The following is an 18,074-nucleotide window of genomic DNA, read 5'->3' as shown; positions in this document are numbered from 1 at the left end:
GCGCACCCCTCATCGCCGCCACCGTCTCCCCGTCGTTCACCGACACCCGCGTCACCGTCCGCCGCTCCCGCCTCAGTCCGCCACGATCCGCACCGACCCCGGCACGTACTCGCGCTGCCGGATCACCCGGTACCAGCCCTTCGGCAGGGCGATCGCCGCGTGCTCCTCGTGCACCACCCGGCCGCCCTTGGGCAGGTGCAGCAGCATCGGCCCGAACGGCCCTGCCTCCCGCACCAGTTCGCCCGGACCGACCACCGCGTGGGCGTGGCCGGTCACCTCGCCCAGCGCCAGCACCAGCCGGCCCCGTCCGTCCCTCGCCTCCCGCGGCGCGCCCGCGACATGGGACGGAACCGCCTCGTCGGCCACGGGCACGAGCAGGACGTCTCCCTGCCGGTACATGCGTGCTCCCCTCCGGCGGCGCCCCGTGCGCCGCCCCTCACGACCGCGACAGTAGGGGCCCCCACTGACAACGCCCCCGAAGCCCGCCCCGGCCCGGGCGGTGTCAGTGCCTGTTGGTAGAACTGCGACCACACACACCGCGTCCGTCCATCCCCCGGGAGCAGCCGCATGACCATCGGTGACCACCTGCACGCCTTCCACGGGCTGCCCGCGTTCACCTTCCCCGGCCCCGAGGCGAAGGCGGAACTGCCCGCCCCCGACTCGGTGGCCTGGCGCATCACCAGCGACACCTACGACGCGGACGAGAAGTGGGTGACGGCCTTCGCCCGCTTCCTCGACGCGGTCGACACCACCGGGGTGCGCGCGCTGGTCGTCGGCGCCTGGGAGGAGGCGTACGAGGACGGCCCGTCCGCCGTCGTCGAGGCCCTGGTCGCGGCCCGGGACCGGCTGCCCGCCCTGCGCGCGCTGTTCCTCGGCGACATGGTGATGGAGGAGTGCGAGATCTCCTGGATCAACCAGACCGACGTCACCCCGCTCCTGACCGCCTTCCCCGCGCTGGAGGAGCTCGGCGTGCGCGGCGGGACGGAACTGCGCTTCCCGGCGGTCCGTCACGAGGCGCTGCGCAGGCTGACGATGGAGGCCGGCGGTCTGCCCGCCGACGTCGTACGGGGCGTCGGCGCCAGCGACCTGCCCGCCCTCGAACACCTCGACCTGTGGCTCGGCACCCCGGACTACGGCGGCGACAGCGAGGCGTCCGACCTGGAGCCGATCCTGTCCGGCGCCCGCCTGCCGCGCCTGCGCCACCTGGCCCTGCGCAACAGCGAGATGCAGGACGCCGTCGCCGCCGCCGTGGCCTCCGCGCCCGTGGTCGCCCGGCTGGAGACGCTGGACCTGTCGATGGGCGTCCTGACCGACGAGGGCGCCGCCGCGCTGCTCGGCGGCCAGCCGCTCACCCACCTGAAGAAGCTCGACCTGCACCACCACTACATCGGCGAACCCCTGCTGGAGCGGCTGCGCCGGACCCTGGAACCGGCCGGTGTCGAGCTGGACCTCGACCGCGGCGACGCCGAGGAGGACCAGGACGGCGACGGCACGGTCTGGCGCTACGTCGCCGTGGGCGAATGACCTCCGGCGGGCCGGCCACGGTGCGCTTCGCGGTGGTGGGCAACCCCGGCAACCGCCGGGTCGACCTGTTCGCCGACGCGGTGCGCGCGGCCGGCCTGCCCGGTCCCCGCGTCGTCCCCTGGGCGGACGTCCTGCGCGACGGCGGCGCCGACTTCGCGCCCGAGGAGGTCGTCCGCCTCGACTCGCCGGGGGAGGACGCCCACGTCGACCGGCTGCTGCGCGGCACCGACGAGCCGACCCGCGTCGAGGGCTCGGCCCGCTGGTACACCACGTTCACGTCCGCCCTGCGCGGACTGCGCGGCGGCCGGCGCCTGGACGACCCGGACGACCTGGCGGTGCTGTTCGACAAGCGCCGCTGCCACGCCGTCCTGGCCGCCGCCGGGGTGCCCGTCCCCGCCTCGCCCACCTCCGGTCCCGGCGCCCCGCCGGTCCGCGGCTGGGAGGACGTACGGGCGCTGATGCGCGAGCACCGCATGCCGCGGCTGTTCGTGAAGCTCGCGCACGGGTCGTCCGCGTCCGGGGTGCTCGCCGTGGAGTCGGCGGGCGGCGGCCGCATCCGGGCCACCACCTCCGTCGAACTGGCCCCGGACGGCCGCCTGTTCAACTCCCTGCGGATCCGCCGCTACACCGACGAGCGGCAGATCGCGGCCGTCGTGGACGCGCTGGCCCCGGACGGACTCCACCTGGAGCGCTGGCTGCCCAAGGCGTCCCAGCGGGGCCGCGCCGCGGACCTGCGGGTCGTCGTGGTCGACGGCCGGGCCACGCACGCCGTGGTGCGCACCAGCACCGCACCGCTGACCAACCTCCACCTCGGCGGGCGCCGCGGGGACCTGGACGAGGCCCGCGCCGCCGTGGCGTCGGCGGGCGCCCGCTGGACGGACGTCCTCGCCGTGTGCGAGCGGGCCGCGGCCTGTTTCCCGCGCACGCTGTGCGTGGGCGTGGACCTCCTCCCGGCCATCGGCTGGCGCCGGGTGGCCGTCGGCGAGGTCAACGCCTTCGGCGACCTGCTGCCCCGCCTCACCGGGCTCCCCGGCAGCGGCGCCGAGGGCCGGGACACGTACGCGGCCCAGGTCACCGCGGCACTGCGCCGTCACGGGTCGGCGAGCGCACCCGGCTCGCCGGACCCGCAGGACGCCGACGACCCGAACCGCCCGAACGACCCGCACGGCAAGCACCACCCGCTCCACCCGCACGACATCAGAACGGGATCCGCTCATGCGATCGCCTGACCCGACACCCCCGCACCACCCGCCGAGCGTCCCGCCGCCCCCGCCGCACCCGGACATGAACCAGGTCGTCGGCAGCCACGACCTGCTGCTCGTCACCCTCGACACCCTGCGCCACGACGTCGCCGCCGAACTGGCCGCCGCGGGCCGCCTGCCGAACCTCGCCCGTCACCTCCCCGGCGGCCGCTGGGAGGAGCGGCACGCCCCGGGCAGCTTCACCTACGCCTCCCACCAGGCGATCTTCGCCGGGTTCCTGCCCACCCCGGCGACCCCCGGCCCGCACCCGCGCCTGTTCGCGGCCCGCTTCGCCGGCAGCGAGACCACGGCGGACGGCACGTACGTGTACGACACCCCCGACCTGGTGAGCGGCCTCGCCGCGGCCGGCTACCACACGGTGTGCGTCGGGGGAGTGGGCTTCTTCAACCGGCAGGGCCCGCTCGGCTCGGTGCTGCCGGGCCTGTTCCAGGAGGCCCACTGGGAACCGGAGTTCGGTGTCGCCTCACCCACCTCCTTCGAGGCCCAGGTGGCCTGCGCCGAGCGCGTCGTGTGCCGACTGCCCGCCGACCGGCGCCTGTTCCTCTTCGTGAACGTCTCGGCGCTGCACCAGCCCAACTGGTTCCACCTGCCCGGCGCCACCCGCGAGGCCGGCGACACCCGCGCCTCGCACGCCGCCGCGCTGGAGTACGTCGACCGGCACATCGGCCGCCTGTTCGCCGCGGCGAGCAGCAGGCGCCGCTGCTTCGCCGTCGTCTGCTCCGACCACGGCACCGCCTACGGCGACGACGGCTACACCGGCCACCGCATCGGCCACCCGTCGGTCTGGACCGTGCCGTACGCCCACTTCTTCCTCGACGGGGAGGCGACCACCCCATGACCGCGACGGCGACCGCGACACCGGGGACGGCCACCCCGGCGTCCCCCTACCAGAGCTACGTCTACGCCTACCCGCACAAGACCGCGTACCGCCCGCTGCCCGACCGCCCGGCGCTGCGCACCCTGTGGGCGGACGAGCCCAAGGACGCGCTCTCCCTCTACCTGCACGTCCCGTTCTGCGAGGTCCGCTGCGGCTTCTGCAACCTGTTCACCCGGATCGGCGCCCCCGACGGTCTGACCACCGCCTACCTGGACGCGCTGGACCGCCAGGCGACCGCGGTCCGCGAGGCCCTGGAGTCCAGCGCGGACGGCGCGGACGGCCAGGACGGTGCGGGCGGCGCCGGCGCCCGGGGCGGCGTCCGCTTCGCGACGGCCGCGTTCGGCGGCGGCACGCCCACCTTCCTGACCGCCGCCGAGCTGACCCGGCTGTGCGACATCGCCGAGCACCGCATGGGCGCCGACCTGCGGGCGGTGCCGCTGTCCGTGGAGGCCTCGCCCGCGACGGCCACCGCCGACCGCCTCGCGGTCCTGGCCGAGCGCGGCGCCACCCGGCTGAGCCTCGGCGTGCAGAGCTTCATCGACACCGAGGCGCGCGCCGCCGTCCGCCCCCAGCGCCGGGCGGACGTGGAGGCGGCCCTCGCCCGCGTCCGCGAGGCACGCGTACCGGTGCTGAACATCGACCTCATCTACGGCATCGACGGGCAGACGGACGCCACCTGGCTCCACTCGCTGGACGCGGCCCTGGCCTGGCGGCCGGAGGAGCTGTACCTCTACCCGCTCTACGTCCGCCCCCTCACCGGCCTCGACCGCCGCCGCGGCGGCCCCGACCCGGCCTGGGACGCGCAGCGGCTGCGCCTGTACCGCGTCGGCCGCGACCACCTCCTCGCGCACGGCTACACGCAGCAGTCCATGCGCATGTTCCGCCGCGCCGACGCACCGCCCCAGGGAGCGGACGACTACGCCTGCCAGACCGACGGCATGATCGGCCTGGGCTGCGGCGCCCGTTCGTACACGGCCGGACTGCACTACTCGTTCGACTACGCCGTCGACATGCACGAGATCCGCGGCATCATCGACGACTACGTGTCCCGCCCGGCCGTCGACTTCGCCCGCGCCGAGCACGGCCGGCGGATGACCGCGGACGAGGCGCGCCGCCGGCACCTGCTGCAGTCCCTGCTGCAGGCCGAGGGCCTGGACGCCGGCGACTACCGCGCCCGCTTCGGCGCCGGCCCCGCCGACCACTTCGGCCCCGAGCTCGACCGGTTCGCCGAGCGCGGCTGGCTGGCGGACGACGGACCGGGCTCGCCGCGGCTGCGGCTCACCCCCGAGGGCCTCGCCCACTCCGACGCGATCGGCCCGGAGCTGTTCTCACCGGCGGTACGGGCCGCGATGGCCGCGTACGAACGGAAGTAGCGCCGCCCCATGGACCTGACGATCCTGTACCGCGGGCCGCTGGCCTCGTGCGACTACGACTGTCCGTACTGCCCGTTCGCCAAGCGGCGCGACAGCAGCGAGCAGTTGCGCGCGGACCGGGCCTGCCTGGACCGCTTCACCGGCTGGGCGGCCGGCCAGACCGGCGACCGCCTGTCGATCTTGTTCACCCCCTGGGGCGAGGGCCTGGTGCGGTCCTGGTACCGGCGCGCCCTGGTCGACCTGTCCCGGCTGCCGCACGTGCGGCGCGTCGCCATCCAGACCAACCTGAGCTGCCGCACCGACTGGCTCGCGGACGCCGACCCCGACACCGTTGCGCTGTGGTGCACCTACCACCCCGGCCAGACCCCCTACGACCGCTTCGTCGCCAAGTGCCGTGACCTGGCGGACCGGGGGATCCGCCACAGCGTCGGCGTCGTCGGCCTGCCCGAGCACCTCGACGCGGCCCGCCGCCTGCGCGCCGACCTGCCGGCGCACGTCTACCTCTGGGTGAACGCGGCCGAGGGCCACACCTACGACGACGCCGAGGCCGACCGGTGGACGGCCCTCGACCCGCTCTTCCCCTACAGCCGCCACCCGCACGCCAGCGCCGGGCTGCCCTGCCGCACCGGCGAGTCGGTCGTCTCCGTCGACGGCGAGGGCACGGTGCGCCGCTGCCACTTCGTGCGCACCGAGCTCGGCAACCTCTACGACGGCTCGTACCGCACGGCCCTGCGCCCGCGTCCCTGCCCCCTGGCCGTGTGCGACTGCCACATCGGCTACGTCCACCTCGAAACCCTGCCGCTGTACGACGAGTTCGCGGGCGGCGTCCTCGAACGCGTCCCCGCGCGGCCGGCCCACGGACCCACGTTTGCCGCGCCCCGCGGGGGTATGCGACTACCATGAGTGAAACGAACAACGACACGAGCAAGCAGTCCGCCGCCCGGCAGACGGCGTCCAAGACCCGCCGCACGGCGGGCAAGGCGACCGCCCCGGCCGCCCAGACGGCGAAGAAGACCGCCGACGCCGCCGGTGACGCGGCGTCAACGGCCAAGGGCGGCGCGGCGCGTGCCGCGGACGCGACGAGCGGTGTCGCCCACTCGGCCGCCGACGCCGTGGCCACGGGCCGCAAGGCCGTCATCACCGCCTCGAGTCACGTCGCGGCGACCGCCAAGACGGCCTGGACGGTGATCGCCCACCGCAAGCTGGTCGCCGCGGGCGTCGGCGCCGGCATCACCGCGCTGAGCGCCGCGTCGTACGCGCTGGGCCGCCGCTCCGGCCACCAGCCGCAGGGGCCGCTCACGCGCCTCACCAACGGCCGGATCTGACGTCCTGGCGACGACAGGCGCGCCGGGCCGCACAGCGGCGCCCGCGCCGACCCGGCCCACCGTCGCGTCCTCCCCGGCATGATGTTTTGATGCGGGGGAGGACGCGACGTCGCGTCAAATGTGGATGCACGCAAGCTTTTTGAGCCAGCGCGGCTCACGGGCGGCAGGGCAGGGCGACCTCCCACGTGTCGACCGCGTAGTGGACGGTCATCCCGTGGCGGGCGTAGAGCGCGGGCGCCCCGGTGGTGTTCGCGGTGTCCACGCCCAGCCCCACGGTGTCCCGCCCCCGCGCCGCGAACGCGGCGAACGCCTGGCGCAGCAGCAGCCCTCCGAGACCGCGCCCGCGTGCTTCGCGCAGCACGCCGACACTGCGGATCCAGCCCATCGCGGCACGGTCGTCACGGGCGATCAGGAAACCCGCGTCGCCGAGGTCGTCGGTGGTGACGATCCACACGAGCGACCAGTCGAGCCCGCCCGCGTCGATGTCGTGCAGCCAGGAGGACAGTTCGCGCGCCTGGAAGTCGAAGTGGTCGGCGAACGCGGCCTGGTACAGCGCGTGGACGCGCGCCCGGTCGGCCGGCGCGGTGCAGGCCCGGACGCGTACGCCCGACGGCGGCGGCACCGGACGGTCCCCGGCCGGGTCCAGCGGCCGCCGCAGCACGTGGTACCGCCGTACGACACCCCAGCCGCGCTCCTGGAGCAGCCGGACGTCGAGCGTGGGTCGGACGTTGAGGTGCAGGTGCACCACCGCCCGCCCGGCGCCGTTCTCCCGCGCCCTCTCCCGGGCCCGCGCCTGGAACGCGTCCAGCACGAGCTCCCCGGCCCGCTGGTGGCCGGGCAGCACGTAGTGGTCCACGTCGATGCGCTCACCCCCGGAGTCGTCCCACAACAGGCCGTAGGCCACGAGCCGTTCCGCGTCGAACGCGAGCCACGAGTCCCGCGCCAGGTCGACCTCGGGGTGCTTCAGGTCGGCCTCGACCGTGTGCAGGTCCGTCTCCGGCCGCCCGATCTCCAGCACGTCGACGGCGTTCAGCAACTCGGTCACGGCGGGGGCGTCGTCGAGCGCGGCGGGGCGCAGGGCGTAGGACATGCGGCCAGCGTCGGCCGTACGTCCTCCGCCCGCAACGCCTTTTCCCCGGGCCCGGGCCCGCTCGGTCCTGGTACCGCGGAGCGTCCTCAGCCGGTCGGCGTGCCGAACCACCGCGCCAGGGACTCCCGCAGGCCCTCCTGGTCCTCGCCCAGCCACGCCACGTGGCCGTCCGGACGCAGCAGGACCGCCGGGGTGTCCACCTCCTCGCTGACGTCGGCGACGTGGTCCACGCGGTCGGCCCAGCCGTCCACCGACAGGCGGCCCGCCTGGTCGAGGAGCAGACCGCGCCCGCGGTGCATCTCGGCGTACAGGCGGCCCCGCTTCAGCTGGACGTCCCGCATCCGCCGGCCGAGCAGATCGGGGCCCTCGCCGAAGTCGTAGCGGATCGTGAGGGCCGAGATCTTCGCGATCAGGTAGCGGTTGACCTCCTCGAAGTCCATCAGCTCGGACACCAGCCGGCGCACCGCCTGGGGACCCGGCTCGGTCGACATCAGGTGCAGCTGCGCGCGGCTGTGGTCCAGTACCGCCGTGGCCACCGGGTGGCGTTCGCCGTGGTAGGTGTCCAGCAGCCCCTCCGGTGCCCACCCGGCCACCTCGGCGGCCAGCTTCCAGCCGAGGTTGAACGCGTCCTGGATGCCGAGGTTGAGGCCCTGCCCGCCGGTCGGCGGGTGGACGTGGGCCGCGTCGCCGGCCAGCAGCACCCGGCCCACGCGGTAGCGCTCGGCCTGCCGGGTGGCGTCGCCGAAGCGGGACAGCCAGCGCGGGGAGTGCACCCCGAAGTCCATGCCGGCGACCGCGCGCAACTGCCGCTGGAACTCCTCCAGGGTCGGCGGGACCGTACGGTCCTCCGCCACCCCCTCGGCGGGCACCACCACCCGGTAGAAGCCGTCCCCGAGGGGCCCGAAGCCGAACCGCTTCTGGGTCTTGCGCACCTCGGTCATCACGCTGGTGAGCGTCTCCTGGTCCACCCCCACCTGCATCTCGCCCAGCAGTGTCTCGACCCGGCTGGGCTCGCCGGGGAAGCCCACCCCGAGCAGCTTGCGGACCGTGCTGCGGCCGCCGTCGCAGCCGACCAGGTACCGCGCCCGCAGCCGCGTGCCGTCCGACAGCTCGGCGGTGACGCCCTCGTCGTCCTGTTCGAGGCCGACCAGCGCGCAGCCGCGCCGGATCTCCGCGCCCAGTTCGACCGCGTACTCGGCCAGCAGGCGGTCGGTGACGGGCTGCGGGATCCCGAGGACGTACCCGTGCGCGGTGTCCAGCCGGTCGGGCCAGGGCTTGTCGATGCCGGCGATGAACCCGCCGACCCGGTACTGCTTGCCGTGGGCGAGGAACCGGTCGAGCAACCCGCGCTGGTCCATCACCTCGATGCTGCGCACGTGCAGGCCCAACGCGCGGACCACCGGCGTCGGCTCCGCCTCCTTGTCGAGCACCAGCACCCCCACACCGTGCAGGCGCAGCTCCGCGGCCAGCATCAGCCCGGTCGGTCCGGCACCGGCCACCATCACATCGATCATCACAAACCCCGCCATGTCCGCAGTTCCCGGTTCAGGCCGGTGATTCTGCGGCATGACGGGGCCCTTGCCGCAAGCCCCCCTGTGCGCTATAACTTGAGAGTGGCAAGGAGTGCGTGAACTCCTTGCCTTTGCTTTTTCCCCCGGATCACGCCCCGGATCACGCCACGCCCCGGATCACGCCACGCCCCGGATCACTCCGCCGGGTGCGGTGCGCGCATCACTCCGCCGGGCGCAGCTGCTCGGGGAGCGTCTCGTCCAGGCGTCGTCGGTCCTGCTCGTCCCAGGTCCGCGTGTCCCGCGGCTCGGTGTACGGCTCCGCGTCGGGCGGGAACCCCCCGGCGACGGCCCGCTGACGGGCGGTCTCCGCGTCGAACTCCAGGCCCAGCAGGATGGCGAGGTTGCTGATCCACAGCCACACCAGGAAGACGATGACGCCGGCCATGGTGCCGTAGGTCTTGTTGTACGAGGCGAAGTTGGCGACGTAGAACGCGAACCCGGCGGAGGCGATCAGCCAGACCAGCAGCGCCAGGAAGCTGCCCGGGGTGATCCACTTGAAGCCCTTGACCTTGGCGTTCGGGCTCGCCCAGTACAGGATCGCGATCATGGCGGTGACCAGGACGACCAGCACCGGCCACTTGGCGATGGACCACACGGTCAGCGCGGTGTCGCCGATGCCGAGCGCGGTGCCGGCCTGGTGGGCGATGCCGCCGGTGAACACCACGATCAGCGCGCTGACGACCGCCAGCACCATCAGGACCACCGTGAGGGCCACCCGGATCGGCAGGATCTTCCACACCGGCCGCCCCTCGGGCATGTCGTAGACGGCGTTGGCGCAGCGGATGAACGCGGCGACGTAGCCGGACGCCGACCACACCGCCAGCACCAGGCCGACGATCGCCATCACGGAGCCGGTGCCCGCGTTGCCCTGCAACTGCTCCACGGCGCGGGTGACGATGTCCCGCGCGGAACCCGGGGTGAGCTGGCGGAGGTTGTCCAGCACCTTGTCGGTGGCCGACTTGCCCGTGATGCCCAGCACCGACACGAGCACCAGCAGCGCCGGGAACAGCGACAGCACGCCGTAGTAGGTCAACGAGGCGGCCCGGTCGGTCAGTTCGTCGTCCTTGAACTCCCGCAGGGTGCCCTTGAGGACCTTGCCCCAGGAGTGGCGGGGCAGGGCGGTGGGGCTGTCGGGCGCGGCCTGCTCGACCTCCTCGTCGGGCCCGTAGCGGTCGTCGTCGGTCGCGCCGTCGCGCTCCTCGCCCGCGGCGTCGTGCCGTTGTACCTCGTCGTTCCTGGAGCGCTGCGGGGACTCCCGTTCCGCGGCAGCCCGGGGCCCGGCCGTGCGGTCGGGCGTCTCGTCGGTGTCTCTGTGTCCAAGCCTGGGGAAGCGAGCCATGCCCTGCGGGTAACCCGCGCCCGGCGGTCCACTCCCCACCGGCCGGGCGCGGGAGGTCCGTTGTCCCTCAGCGGTCGCCGGAGCGGGCCAGGACGTCCCTGACGTGGGCGTGGACCGTCTCCCGGACGCCGGAGGGGAGCGCGGCGAGCTCGGAGCGCTCCAGCGCGTCGAGGACCGGGTCCACGCCGGTGCCACAGGACACGGTCGCGCGGAGCACGTCGTACCCGTCGCGGACGGCGACGCGCAGGTGGTGTTCGCCGCCCTCGGCGTGCACCGCGCTCGCGACCACCAGGGGCGGCGGTCCGCCCGCCTCGCCGGCTGCCTTGTGGTAGCCGCTGGTGAGGGGCGCGCGCCAGCGGATGCTCAGCAGGAGCTGACGCTTCTCCACCACCTCGGCCAGGTCGGTCTCGTAGGCGCCCGACTGCTCCAGCACGGTGGCCCGGGCGTCCAGGACGAGGGCCGCGGGCAGCAGGCAGCGCAGGGTGCTGCCGACGATGTTCCCGCCGACGGTCGCCGTCCGGCGCACGGCGCCCGTGCCCACGGTGGCCGCCGCGGCGCGAAGCACCTCGGGCACCCGGTCGTCGACCTGGTGCAACCGCACGGCCGAGCCCAGCACGTCGGGCCCGATCGCCGTGGCCTGCGGCAGCTGCCGCAGGGACACCGCCTGCTCGGGGAAGCCGTCGCGCTGGAAGGTGGCCCACACGAGGGTGGCCCCGCCGATCGGGACGGCTCCCTCGGCGACGCACTCCCGCGCTTCGGACAGGGACGTGGGCAGACGCAACAACACAGCGGCAGACCTGCCTTCCCGACGGGCCCACGGCGACGCGACGCGCCCCGCGACCTCGTGATCAGTGGTGACCGGCATTGTCCCCGGCGGGCCCGGGGCGCATCCAGGGTTCACGCTCCGGCGCCGTGCGCCCCCCGGGGGAGGCGCGGCCCACGTGGGGCCCGTTCGCCCGCCCGCCCGGCGCGCCACCGCCGACCCGCCGATGCCGATCCCATCCCCCCGAGCGCGAGAGCCCCCGCCCCACGCCTCACCACCCCCATCCACCCTGGGTATCGTGACCGCGCCCCCTTCCACCGGTGCCCGCCAGTGCCCCTCCGGGCGCGTGAGGAGTGACGTGAGCCAGGCCGACGTCGTCGTCGCACCCCGTCCGCTGTCGCTGGACGACGGAAGCCCCGTCGCCCGGGCGTGGACCCTCGACCCCGGGATGCTGCACCTGAACCACGGCTCCTTCGGTGCCGTGCCCCGGGTGGCTCAGGAGCGCCAGAACGAGCTGCGGGCCGAGATGGAGCGTGCGCCGGTCGCCTGGTTCCCGGCCCTGCCCGGCCGGATCGCCGCCGCACGGGCCCGGATCGCCGACTTCCTGCGCACCGACGCCGGGGACCTGGCCCTGGTGCCCAACGCCAGCGCCGGGGCGAGCGTCGTCCACGCCGCCCTGGCCGCCCGCCCCGGCGGCGACGTGGTGGTCACCGACCACGGCTACGGCGCCGTCACGATGGGCGCGGAGCGGCTGGCCCGGCGCTGGGGCGGCCGGGTGCGCACGGCCCGCGTGCCCCTGGACGCCGACGCCCGGCAGGCGTCCGAGGCGGTGCTGGCGGAGGTGGACGAACGGGTCGCGCTCGTCGTCCTCGACCAGATCACCTCGGCGACCGCCCGCCGCCTGCCGGTGGGGGCGGTGGGCGCGGAGGCGGCCCGGCTCGGCGTGCCGTTCCTGGTCGACGGCGCCCATGCGCCCGGGCTGCTCGCCGCGCCCCTGGACGGACTGGTCTGCGACGCGTGGGTGGGCAACCTGCACAAGTGGGGCTGCGCCCCGCGCGGCACGGCGGCCCTGGTCGCGCGCGGTCCGCTGCGCGAGGAGCTGTACCCGCTGATCGACTCCTGGGGTGCCGCCGAGCCCTACCCGGACCGCTTCGACCACCAGGGCACCCTGGACGCCACCGGCTGCCTCGCCGCGCCCACGGCCCTGGACTTCGTGGAGCACACCTGGAGTTGGGACACCGCCCGGCGCTACCTGGACGAACTGGCCGAGTACGGCGCGCGGGTGGTCGCGGAGGCCTTCGAAGGGGCGGGCGCCCGGGCGGTCGACGTCGGGATGCCCGTGCCCGGCATGCGGCTGGTCCGGCTCCCCGAGGGGCTGGCCGCCACCCGCCTGGAGGCGGACGCGCTGCGCGACCGGGCGACCGCCGAGCTGGGCGCGGAGGCCGCGTTCACCAGCTTCGCGGGCGTCGGCTACCTTCGCCTGTCGGCCCACGTCTACAACACCCCCGAGGACTACGAGCGGTTCGCCGAGCGGTGCGTGCCGGTGGTCCGTCGCTGGGCGCGCGAGGCGCCGACCGGGCTGTAACCCCTCGTAACACCCAACTGCGGCACGGCTCTTGACGGGGGAGCGGGCCAGTGGTGATCCTGCGTCAGCAATGTTGCGCTGGTCATGACAATCATGGGGGTCGACCGCGCCATCCCGCCGACCGAGGGACGTGGACCGTGACAGACGCCCGACGCCCGCACACCGTGGTCTTCGCACTGCTGCTCCTCGTCCTCGCCGTCACCTTCGGCCCGGCACCGGCCACCGCCGCCGGAGCCGACGACGCCTGGTGGCTGCCCACCGCACGCCCCGACCCGGACTCGCAGATCGGCGTCACCGGCGAGCCGTTCCGGGGCACGACGCCGGGCGGCGAGGTGCGCGGGTTCGTCGACGCGCACGACCACCTGTTCTCCAACGAGGCGTTCGGCGGCCGGCTGATCTGCGGCAAGGTGTTCTCCGAGGCGGGCGTCGCCGACGCCCTGAAGGACTGCCCCGAGCACTACCCCGACGGCACGCTCGCGGTCTTCGACTACATCACCCACGGCGGCGACGGCCGGCACGACCCGGTCGGCTGGCCGACGTTCAAGGACTGGCCCGCCTACGACTCGATGACCCACCAGGCCAACTACTACGCCTGGGTGGAGCGGGCCTGGCGCGGCGGCCAGCGGGTCCTCGTCAACGACCTCGTGACCAACGGCGTGATCTGCTCGGTCTACTTCTTCAAGGACCGCAGCTGCGACGAGATGACCTCGATCCGGCTCCAGGCGAAGCTGACGTACGACCTCCAGGCGTACGTCGACCGGATGTACGGCGGCACCGGCAAGGGCTGGTTCCGCGTCGTCACCGACAGCGCGCAGGCCCGCCAGGTGATCGAACAGGGCAAACTCGCCGTGGTCCTGGGCGTGGAGACGTCCGAACCGTTCGGCTGCAAGCAGGTGCTGGACCTCCCGCAGTGCAGCAAGGCGGACATCGACAAGGGCTTGGACGAGCTCTACGCGCTGGGCGTGCGCAGCATGTTCCTGTGCCACAAGTTCGACAACGCGCTGTGCGGCGTCCGCTTCGACGAGGGCGGCCTCGGAACGGCCATCAACGTCGGGCAGTTCCTGTCGACCGGCACCTTCTGGAAGACGGAGAAGTGCACCGGCCCGCAGCACGACAACCCCATCGGCACCCAGCCGTCCGCCGCGGAGGCCGACCTGCCGGCGGGCACCTCGGTCCCGCGGTACGACAGTGACGCGCAGTGCAACACCCGCGGGCTCACCGCCCTGGGCGAGTACGCGGTGCACGGCATGATGCAGCGCAAGATGATGCTGGAGATCGACCACATGAGCGTCAAGGCCGTCGGCCGCGCGCTCGACATCTTCGAGTCCGCGCGCTACCCCGGCGTGCTCTCCTCGCACAGCTGGATGGACATGGACTGGACCGAGCGGGTGTACCGCCTCGGCGGCTTCGTCGCCCAGTACATGCACGGCTCGGAGGGCTTCGTCGCCGAGGCCGCCCGCACCAAGGCGCTGCGCGACCGCTACGGCGTGGGCTACGGCTACGGCACCGACTTCAACGGCGTCGGCTCCCACCCCGCCCCGCGCGGCGCCGACGCCCCGCGCCGGGTGACGTACCCCTTCCGCAGCGTCGACGGGGGCTCGGTCCTCGACCGGCAGGTCACCGGCGAGCGCACCTGGGACGTCAACACCGACGGCGGCGCCCACGCCGGCCTGATCCCCGACTGGATCGAGGACATCCGTCAGGTCGGCGGCCAGGACGTGGCCGCCGACCTGTTCCGCGGCGCCGAGTCCTACCTCGGCACCTGGGGCGCGACGGAACACCACCAGGCGGCGGTGAACCTCGCCGACGGCGCGACGGCGACCGCCAGTTCGACCGAGTGGAACCCGTTCACCAGCTACGCGCCCGGCCGGGCGGTGGACGGCAACCGGGACACCCGCTGGGCCGCCGACTGGAGCGACGACCAGTGGCTGACCGCCGACCTCGGCGCCACCCACCGGGTGGGCCGGGTCACCCTCGACTGGGAGCGGGCGTACGCCAGGTCGTACCGCGTCGAGCTGTCCACGGACGGCACCACCTGGCGGACCGTCTGGTCCACCACGACGGGCGACGGCGGCCTGGACACGGCCACCTTCGCCGGCACCCCGGCCCGCTGGGTGCGCGTCCACGGGGTGCAGCGCGGCACGAACTGGGGTTACTCGCTGTACGAGATGACCGTCCACAGCGACTGAACCGCCCTGCCGGGAGGGGCTCCGGTTCCCCCCCGCCCGGCCCGACGGCGGCCGTCGGCACCGGCTGGAGGAGCCGGGCCCCGGCCGCCGCCCGGCCGCACGTGGTCAGCCCGCCTTCGGTGCCGCCTGCTGGACCACCTCGAAGGACCAGACGGTGGAGTCCGAAGCGGCCGGGCGCGGGCGCTCGCCGCCCTCGCCGCCGCCGCGGTGCGCCGCCTGCATGGGGCCGGACATCCAGTTCCGGAAGTCCTCCTCGCTGCGCCAGCGGGTGTACACCAGGTACTGGTCCGTGCCCTCCACCGGCCGCAGCAGCTCGAACCACTCGAACCCGTCCTGCGACTCCACGACGCCGGCCCGGGACGCGAACCGCTTCTCCAGCACCTCCCGCTGCTCCTCCGGAACGGTCAGCACATTGATCTTCACGACGGACACGTGGACACCTCTCGCCGGTCGGGGTCCGGCCCGCACGTCCTGCCGCCGGGCCGCATGCGATCAGTCTGCTACACGGCGGGGCGCGCACCGCGGGCGGACGGCACCGGACGCGCGTCCACCCGTCGGCCCCGTCCCGGTGATCCGCCGGGGCGGGGCGGGCAGAGATGAACGGCGACGTGACGGGCACCCGCGCACCGACACGACGAGCGGCCCGGGAGGCAGCGGTGGCAGTGAACAGGCTCGGCCTGGTCGTGCACGGCGGACGGCCGGAGGCCGTACAGGCGGCCGACGTGGTGCGCGCCTGGTGCGCGCGGTACGGCGTCCAGTGCACCGACATCGACGTGTGGCACGACGGAGGGCGGCGCAGCGCCCGCGAGGAGGTCGCCGCCGCGGGCGATCCCGACCTCGTCGTCACGCTGGGCGGCGACGGCACGTTCCTGCGCGGGGCGCGACTGGCCGCCGAGAACGACGCGCTGGTCCTCGGGGTCGACCTGGGCCGGGTCGGGTTCCTGACCGAGGTGTCGGCCGCCTCGGTGCGCGAGGCGCTGGACGCGGTGCGCGAGGACCGGTTCGAACCGGACACCCGGATGCTCCTCACGCTGCGCGCCTCGCGCCGCCTGGAGATGCCGCCGGACGTCGAGTCGCTGATGCGCTACGGGCGCGGCCCGCTGCTGCCGCCGCCCGCCGTGCGCACCGACTGCGCGGTGGACGACGAGTGGGGCGTCCCGCTGCACGTCACCGCCCTCAACGACGTCGTCCTGGAGAAACTGGCCCGCGACCGCCAGGTGTCGGTCGGCGTCTACGTCTCGGGCCGGCTGCTCGCGTCGTACTCCGCCGACGCGCTGCTGGTGGCCACGCCGACCGGCTCGACCGCCTACAGCTTCGCCGCCGGCGGTCCCGTGGTCTCGCCGCGCGCGGAGGCCCTCGTCTTCACACCGGTCGCCCCGCACATGACGTTCAACCGGTCGGTGGTCACCGCCCCCGACGAGCCGGTCGGCCTGCGCGTCCTCGAACGCTCCGGCCGGGCGGCCGTCAGCATCGACGGCCAGGTGCGGGGCGTCCTGGAGCCGGGCGACTGGATCGGCGTCTACGCCGCCCAGCGCCGGCTGCGGGCGGTGCGCCTGGGCCCCATGGACTTCTACGGCCGCCTGCGCGACCGCATGAACCTCACGGACGCCCCGGCGGCGGTCGCCGACGGCACCCCCACCCCCTTCTGGTCGGTGACCACCCCGCCGCCGGGGGACATGGCCCACCTGAGCCTGGTCACGGCACCGGACGGCGCCGCACCGCAGGACTGAGCGCGGGGAGGAGGCGAGGCGCGCCCCGCGGCGCCGGCGTGCCGACGCGTCAGCCGAGGTTGCCCAGCCGGGCGTCGCGCCACAGGTCGACGCCGCCGTCGGTGGCGTGCTGGTCGATCTCGGCGAGTTCCTCGGCGGTGAAGTCGAGGCGGTCCAGGGCGGCCACGTTCTGCTCCAGCTGCTCGGTCCTCGACGCGCCGATGACCAGCGAGGTGACGCGCGGGTCGCGCAGCGCCCAGGCCAGTGCCATCTGCGCCAGGGTCTGGCCCCGGCGGGCGGCGATGTCGTTGAGGGCGTTCAGCCGGCCGCGCATCTCGTCGGTCAGCCACGCCGGGTCCAGCGACGTGCCCCGCGCGGCCCGCGAGCCCTCGGGGATGCCGTCGAGGTAGCGCCCGGTCAGCAGACCCTGGGCGAGCGCGGTGAACCCGATGACGCCGAAGCCCTCCTCCTGGGCGACGTCGAGCAGCCCCTCCGTCTCGATCCAGCGGTTGAGCATGCTGTACGACGGCTGGTGGATGAGCAGGGGCGTGCCGAGGTCGCGGAGGATCGCGGCGGCCTCCCGGGTGCGCTCGGCGTCGTAGGAGGAGATGCCGACGTACAGGGCCTTGCCCTGGCGGACCGCGGTGTCGAGCGCGCCCATCGTCTCCTCCAGCGGCGTGCTCGCGTCGAGCCGGTGGGAGTAGAAGATGTCGACGTAGTCGAGGCCCGTCCGGCGCAGCGACTGGTCCAGCGAGGCGAGCAGGTACTTGCGGGACCCGCCGCCCTGGCCGTACGGACCGGGCCACATGTCCCAGCCGGCCTTCGTGGAGATCACCAGCTCGTCCCGGTACGGCGCCAGGTCCCGCCGGAGCAGACGGCCGAAGTTGCTCTCGGCGGCGCCGTAGGGCGGGCCGTAGTTGTTCGCCAGGTCGTGGTGGGTGATCCCGAGGTCGAAGGCGCGCAGGGCGATCTCGCGCTGGGTCTCGAAGGCGCGGTCGTCGCCGAAGTTGTGCCAGTAGCCGAGGGACAGGACCGGCAGGTCCAGCCCTGAGCGTCCGGTGCGCCGGTAACGCATGGGGCCGTCGTAGCGCTCGGGGTTCGCCACGTGGTTCATCGGGTGGTCTCCGGGGTGGTGCGGGGGCGGGATGCCCACCTTGCTCCGACGTGATCGGGAAGTCCAACCCTTCCCGCGGATCACATTCAGCGGTGTCGTTTCTGAATGGTCAGGGACGGATTCTCCGGAATTGTTTCCGAAACATTCGAGATTTGAGGGAAGGTAAATGATCTGCTCTTCACTGCACTCGTCGAAGGATATCGCTCAGCAGGGTCGTGTGTGCCCATTGAGCTGCGCATTCTCTGTTCGCGGCGGACTTCCAGCACGGCGAATCTTTCGAAACAAGTACCGAAAGTGTTGACAGTTGTCAGGGCCAGACCAACACTGTTCGCCGTCAAGGCCCCGCACGCCTT

16 protein-coding genes are annotated in these 18,074 nt (G+C 74.0%); 9 read left to right on the top strand and 7 right to left on the bottom strand.

Going from position 1 to position 18,074, the window contains the following annotated elements; translation table 11 throughout:
* Nucleotides 1-72: 72 nt before the first annotated feature.
* Nucleotides 73-399: a hypothetical protein gene (locus tag E4U91_RS02745; RefSeq protein ID WP_137305033.1), complete on the bottom strand. Its 327-nt coding sequence runs from the start codon at nucleotides 397-399 to the stop codon at nucleotides 73-75.
* A gap of 168 nt (nucleotides 400-567) precedes the next feature.
* On the opposite strand from E4U91_RS02745, the gene E4U91_RS02740 reads away from it, so the two are divergent.
* From E4U91_RS02740 to E4U91_RS02715, 6 genes are read left to right on the top strand one after another with little or no spacing between them, the layout of a single operon-like run.
* Nucleotides 568-1,524, top strand: a complete 957-nt coding sequence (locus tag E4U91_RS02740) for an STM4015 family protein (RefSeq protein WP_137305032.1) — start codon at nucleotides 568-570, stop codon at nucleotides 1,522-1,524.
* Nucleotides 1,521-2,753, top strand: coding sequence for an STM4014 family protein (locus E4U91_RS02735; RefSeq protein ID WP_137305031.1), 1,233 nt, complete (start codon nucleotides 1,521-1,523; stop codon nucleotides 2,751-2,753). Before E4U91_RS02740 ends, E4U91_RS02735 begins: the two co-directional genes overlap by 4 nt.
* A gap of 55 nt (nucleotides 2,754-2,808) precedes the next feature.
* Entirely contained in the window at nucleotides 2,809-3,624 is an 816-nt protein-coding gene (locus tag E4U91_RS02730) for an STM4013/SEN3800 family hydrolase (RefSeq protein WP_137310635.1), read from the top strand.
* Nucleotides 3,621-5,036, top strand: a complete 1,416-nt coding sequence (locus E4U91_RS02725) for an STM4012 family radical SAM protein (protein WP_137305030.1) — start codon at nucleotides 3,621-3,623, stop codon at nucleotides 5,034-5,036. Before E4U91_RS02730 ends, E4U91_RS02725 begins: the two co-directional genes overlap by 4 nt.
* A 9-nt stretch (nucleotides 5,037-5,045) precedes the next feature.
* Complete coding sequence (locus E4U91_RS02720; protein ID WP_137305029.1) at nucleotides 5,046-5,939, top strand: STM4011 family radical SAM protein; 894 nt, start codon at nucleotides 5,046-5,048, stop codon at nucleotides 5,937-5,939.
* Complete coding sequence (locus E4U91_RS02715) at nucleotides 5,936-6,361, top strand: hypothetical protein (protein WP_137305028.1); 426 nt, start codon at nucleotides 5,936-5,938, stop codon at nucleotides 6,359-6,361. The genes E4U91_RS02720 and E4U91_RS02715 overlap by 4 nt, the downstream gene beginning before the upstream one ends.
* A 154-nt stretch (nucleotides 6,362-6,515) precedes the next feature.
* Here the strand turns inward: E4U91_RS02715 and E4U91_RS02710 are convergent, their stop codons facing one another.
* The 4 genes from E4U91_RS02710 to E4U91_RS02695 form a co-directional block, all read right to left on the bottom strand.
* Complete coding sequence (locus E4U91_RS02710) at nucleotides 6,516-7,451, bottom strand: GNAT family N-acetyltransferase (RefSeq protein WP_137305027.1); 936 nt, start codon at nucleotides 7,449-7,451, stop codon at nucleotides 6,516-6,518.
* An 86-nt stretch (nucleotides 7,452-7,537) separates the two neighbouring features.
* A complete protein-coding gene (rox, locus tag E4U91_RS02705) occupies nucleotides 7,538-8,965 on the bottom strand; it encodes a rifampin monooxygenase (protein ID WP_137310634.1) in 1,428 nt (475 codons plus the stop codon).
* A gap of 217 nt (nucleotides 8,966-9,182) precedes the next feature.
* A complete protein-coding gene (locus E4U91_RS02700; protein ID WP_137305026.1) occupies nucleotides 9,183-10,361 on the bottom strand; it encodes a YihY/virulence factor BrkB family protein in 1,179 nt (392 codons plus the stop codon).
* Nucleotides 10,362-10,428: 67 nt separating this feature from the next.
* Complete coding sequence (locus E4U91_RS02695) at nucleotides 10,429-11,148, bottom strand: FAD binding domain-containing protein (protein ID WP_137305025.1); 720 nt, start codon at nucleotides 11,146-11,148, stop codon at nucleotides 10,429-10,431.
* A gap of 334 nt (nucleotides 11,149-11,482) precedes the next feature.
* Here E4U91_RS02695 and E4U91_RS02690 point away from each other — a divergent pair, with 334 nt between their 5' ends.
* The gene (locus E4U91_RS02690; protein WP_137305024.1) at nucleotides 11,483-12,709 is read left to right on the top strand and encodes an aminotransferase class V-fold PLP-dependent enzyme; all 1,227 of its coding nucleotides are present in this window, start codon (nucleotides 11,483-11,485) and stop codon (nucleotides 12,707-12,709) included.
* 137 nt (nucleotides 12,710-12,846) lie between these two features.
* Nucleotides 12,847-14,898 (top strand): discoidin domain-containing protein, encoded by a 2,052-nt coding sequence (locus E4U91_RS02685; RefSeq protein ID WP_137305023.1) that lies wholly within the window; start codon nucleotides 12,847-12,849, stop codon nucleotides 14,896-14,898.
* Nucleotides 14,899-15,003: 105 nt separating this feature from the next.
* Here the strand turns inward: E4U91_RS02685 and E4U91_RS02680 are convergent, their stop codons facing one another.
* On the bottom strand, nucleotides 15,004-15,330 hold the full coding sequence (locus tag E4U91_RS02680; protein ID WP_067228271.1) for an antibiotic biosynthesis monooxygenase family protein: 327 nt from the start codon (nucleotides 15,328-15,330) through the stop codon (nucleotides 15,004-15,006).
* Nucleotides 15,331-15,554: 224 nt separating this feature from the next.
* Between E4U91_RS02680 and E4U91_RS02675 the strand changes: the two genes are divergently transcribed.
* A complete protein-coding gene (locus E4U91_RS02675; RefSeq protein WP_241678492.1) occupies nucleotides 15,555-16,628 on the top strand; it encodes an NAD(+)/NADH kinase in 1,074 nt (357 codons plus the stop codon).
* 49 nt (nucleotides 16,629-16,677) lie between these two features.
* Here E4U91_RS02675 and mgrA read toward each other — a convergent pair whose 3' ends face one another.
* Nucleotides 16,678-17,721: an L-glyceraldehyde 3-phosphate reductase gene (gene mgrA, locus E4U91_RS02670; protein WP_067228274.1), complete on the bottom strand. Its 1,044-nt coding sequence runs from the start codon at nucleotides 17,719-17,721 to the stop codon at nucleotides 16,678-16,680.
* Nucleotides 17,722-18,074: the final 353 nt, after the last annotated feature.

Origin of the sequence: Streptomyces lasalocidi, assembly GCF_005280215.1 — a bacterium.
GTDB lineage: Bacteria > Actinomycetota > Actinomycetes > Streptomycetales > Streptomycetaceae > Streptomyces > Streptomyces longwoodensis.
Note: the sequence above shows the minus strand (reverse complement) of the source record. Positions and strands in the feature narration are given on the sequence as shown.

Excerpts from the sequence above, each read along its gene's own strand:
- E4U91_RS02745 (WP_137305033.1), bottom strand. The coding sequence starts at position 399 with ATGTACCGGCAGGGAGACGTCCTGCTCGTGCCCGTGGCCGACGAGGCG.
- E4U91_RS02740 (WP_137305032.1), top strand. The coding sequence starts at position 568 with ATGACCATCGGTGACCACCTGCACGCCTTCCACGGGCTGCCCGCGTTC.
- E4U91_RS02735 (WP_137305031.1), top strand. The coding sequence starts at position 1,521 with ATGACCTCCGGCGGGCCGGCCACGGTGCGCTTCGCGGTGGTGGGCAAC.
- E4U91_RS02730 (WP_137310635.1), top strand. The coding sequence starts at position 2,809 with ATGAACCAGGTCGTCGGCAGCCACGACCTGCTGCTCGTCACCCTCGAC.
- E4U91_RS02725 (WP_137305030.1), top strand. The coding sequence starts at position 3,621 with ATGACCGCGACGGCGACCGCGACACCGGGGACGGCCACCCCGGCGTCC.
- E4U91_RS02720 (WP_137305029.1), top strand. The coding sequence starts at position 5,046 with ATGGACCTGACGATCCTGTACCGCGGGCCGCTGGCCTCGTGCGACTAC.
- E4U91_RS02715 (WP_137305028.1), top strand. The coding sequence starts at position 5,936 with ATGAGTGAAACGAACAACGACACGAGCAAGCAGTCCGCCGCCCGGCAG.
- E4U91_RS02710 (WP_137305027.1), bottom strand. The coding sequence starts at position 7,451 with ATGTCCTACGCCCTGCGCCCCGCCGCGCTCGACGACGCCCCCGCCGTG.
- rox (WP_137310634.1), bottom strand. The coding sequence starts at position 8,965 with ATGATCGATGTGATGGTGGCCGGTGCCGGACCGACCGGGCTGATGCTG.
- E4U91_RS02700 (WP_137305026.1), bottom strand. The coding sequence starts at position 10,361 with ATGGCTCGCTTCCCCAGGCTTGGACACAGAGACACCGACGAGACGCCC.
- mgrA (WP_067228274.1), bottom strand. The coding sequence starts at position 17,721 with ATGAACCACGTGGCGAACCCCGAGCGCTACGACGGCCCCATGCGTTAC.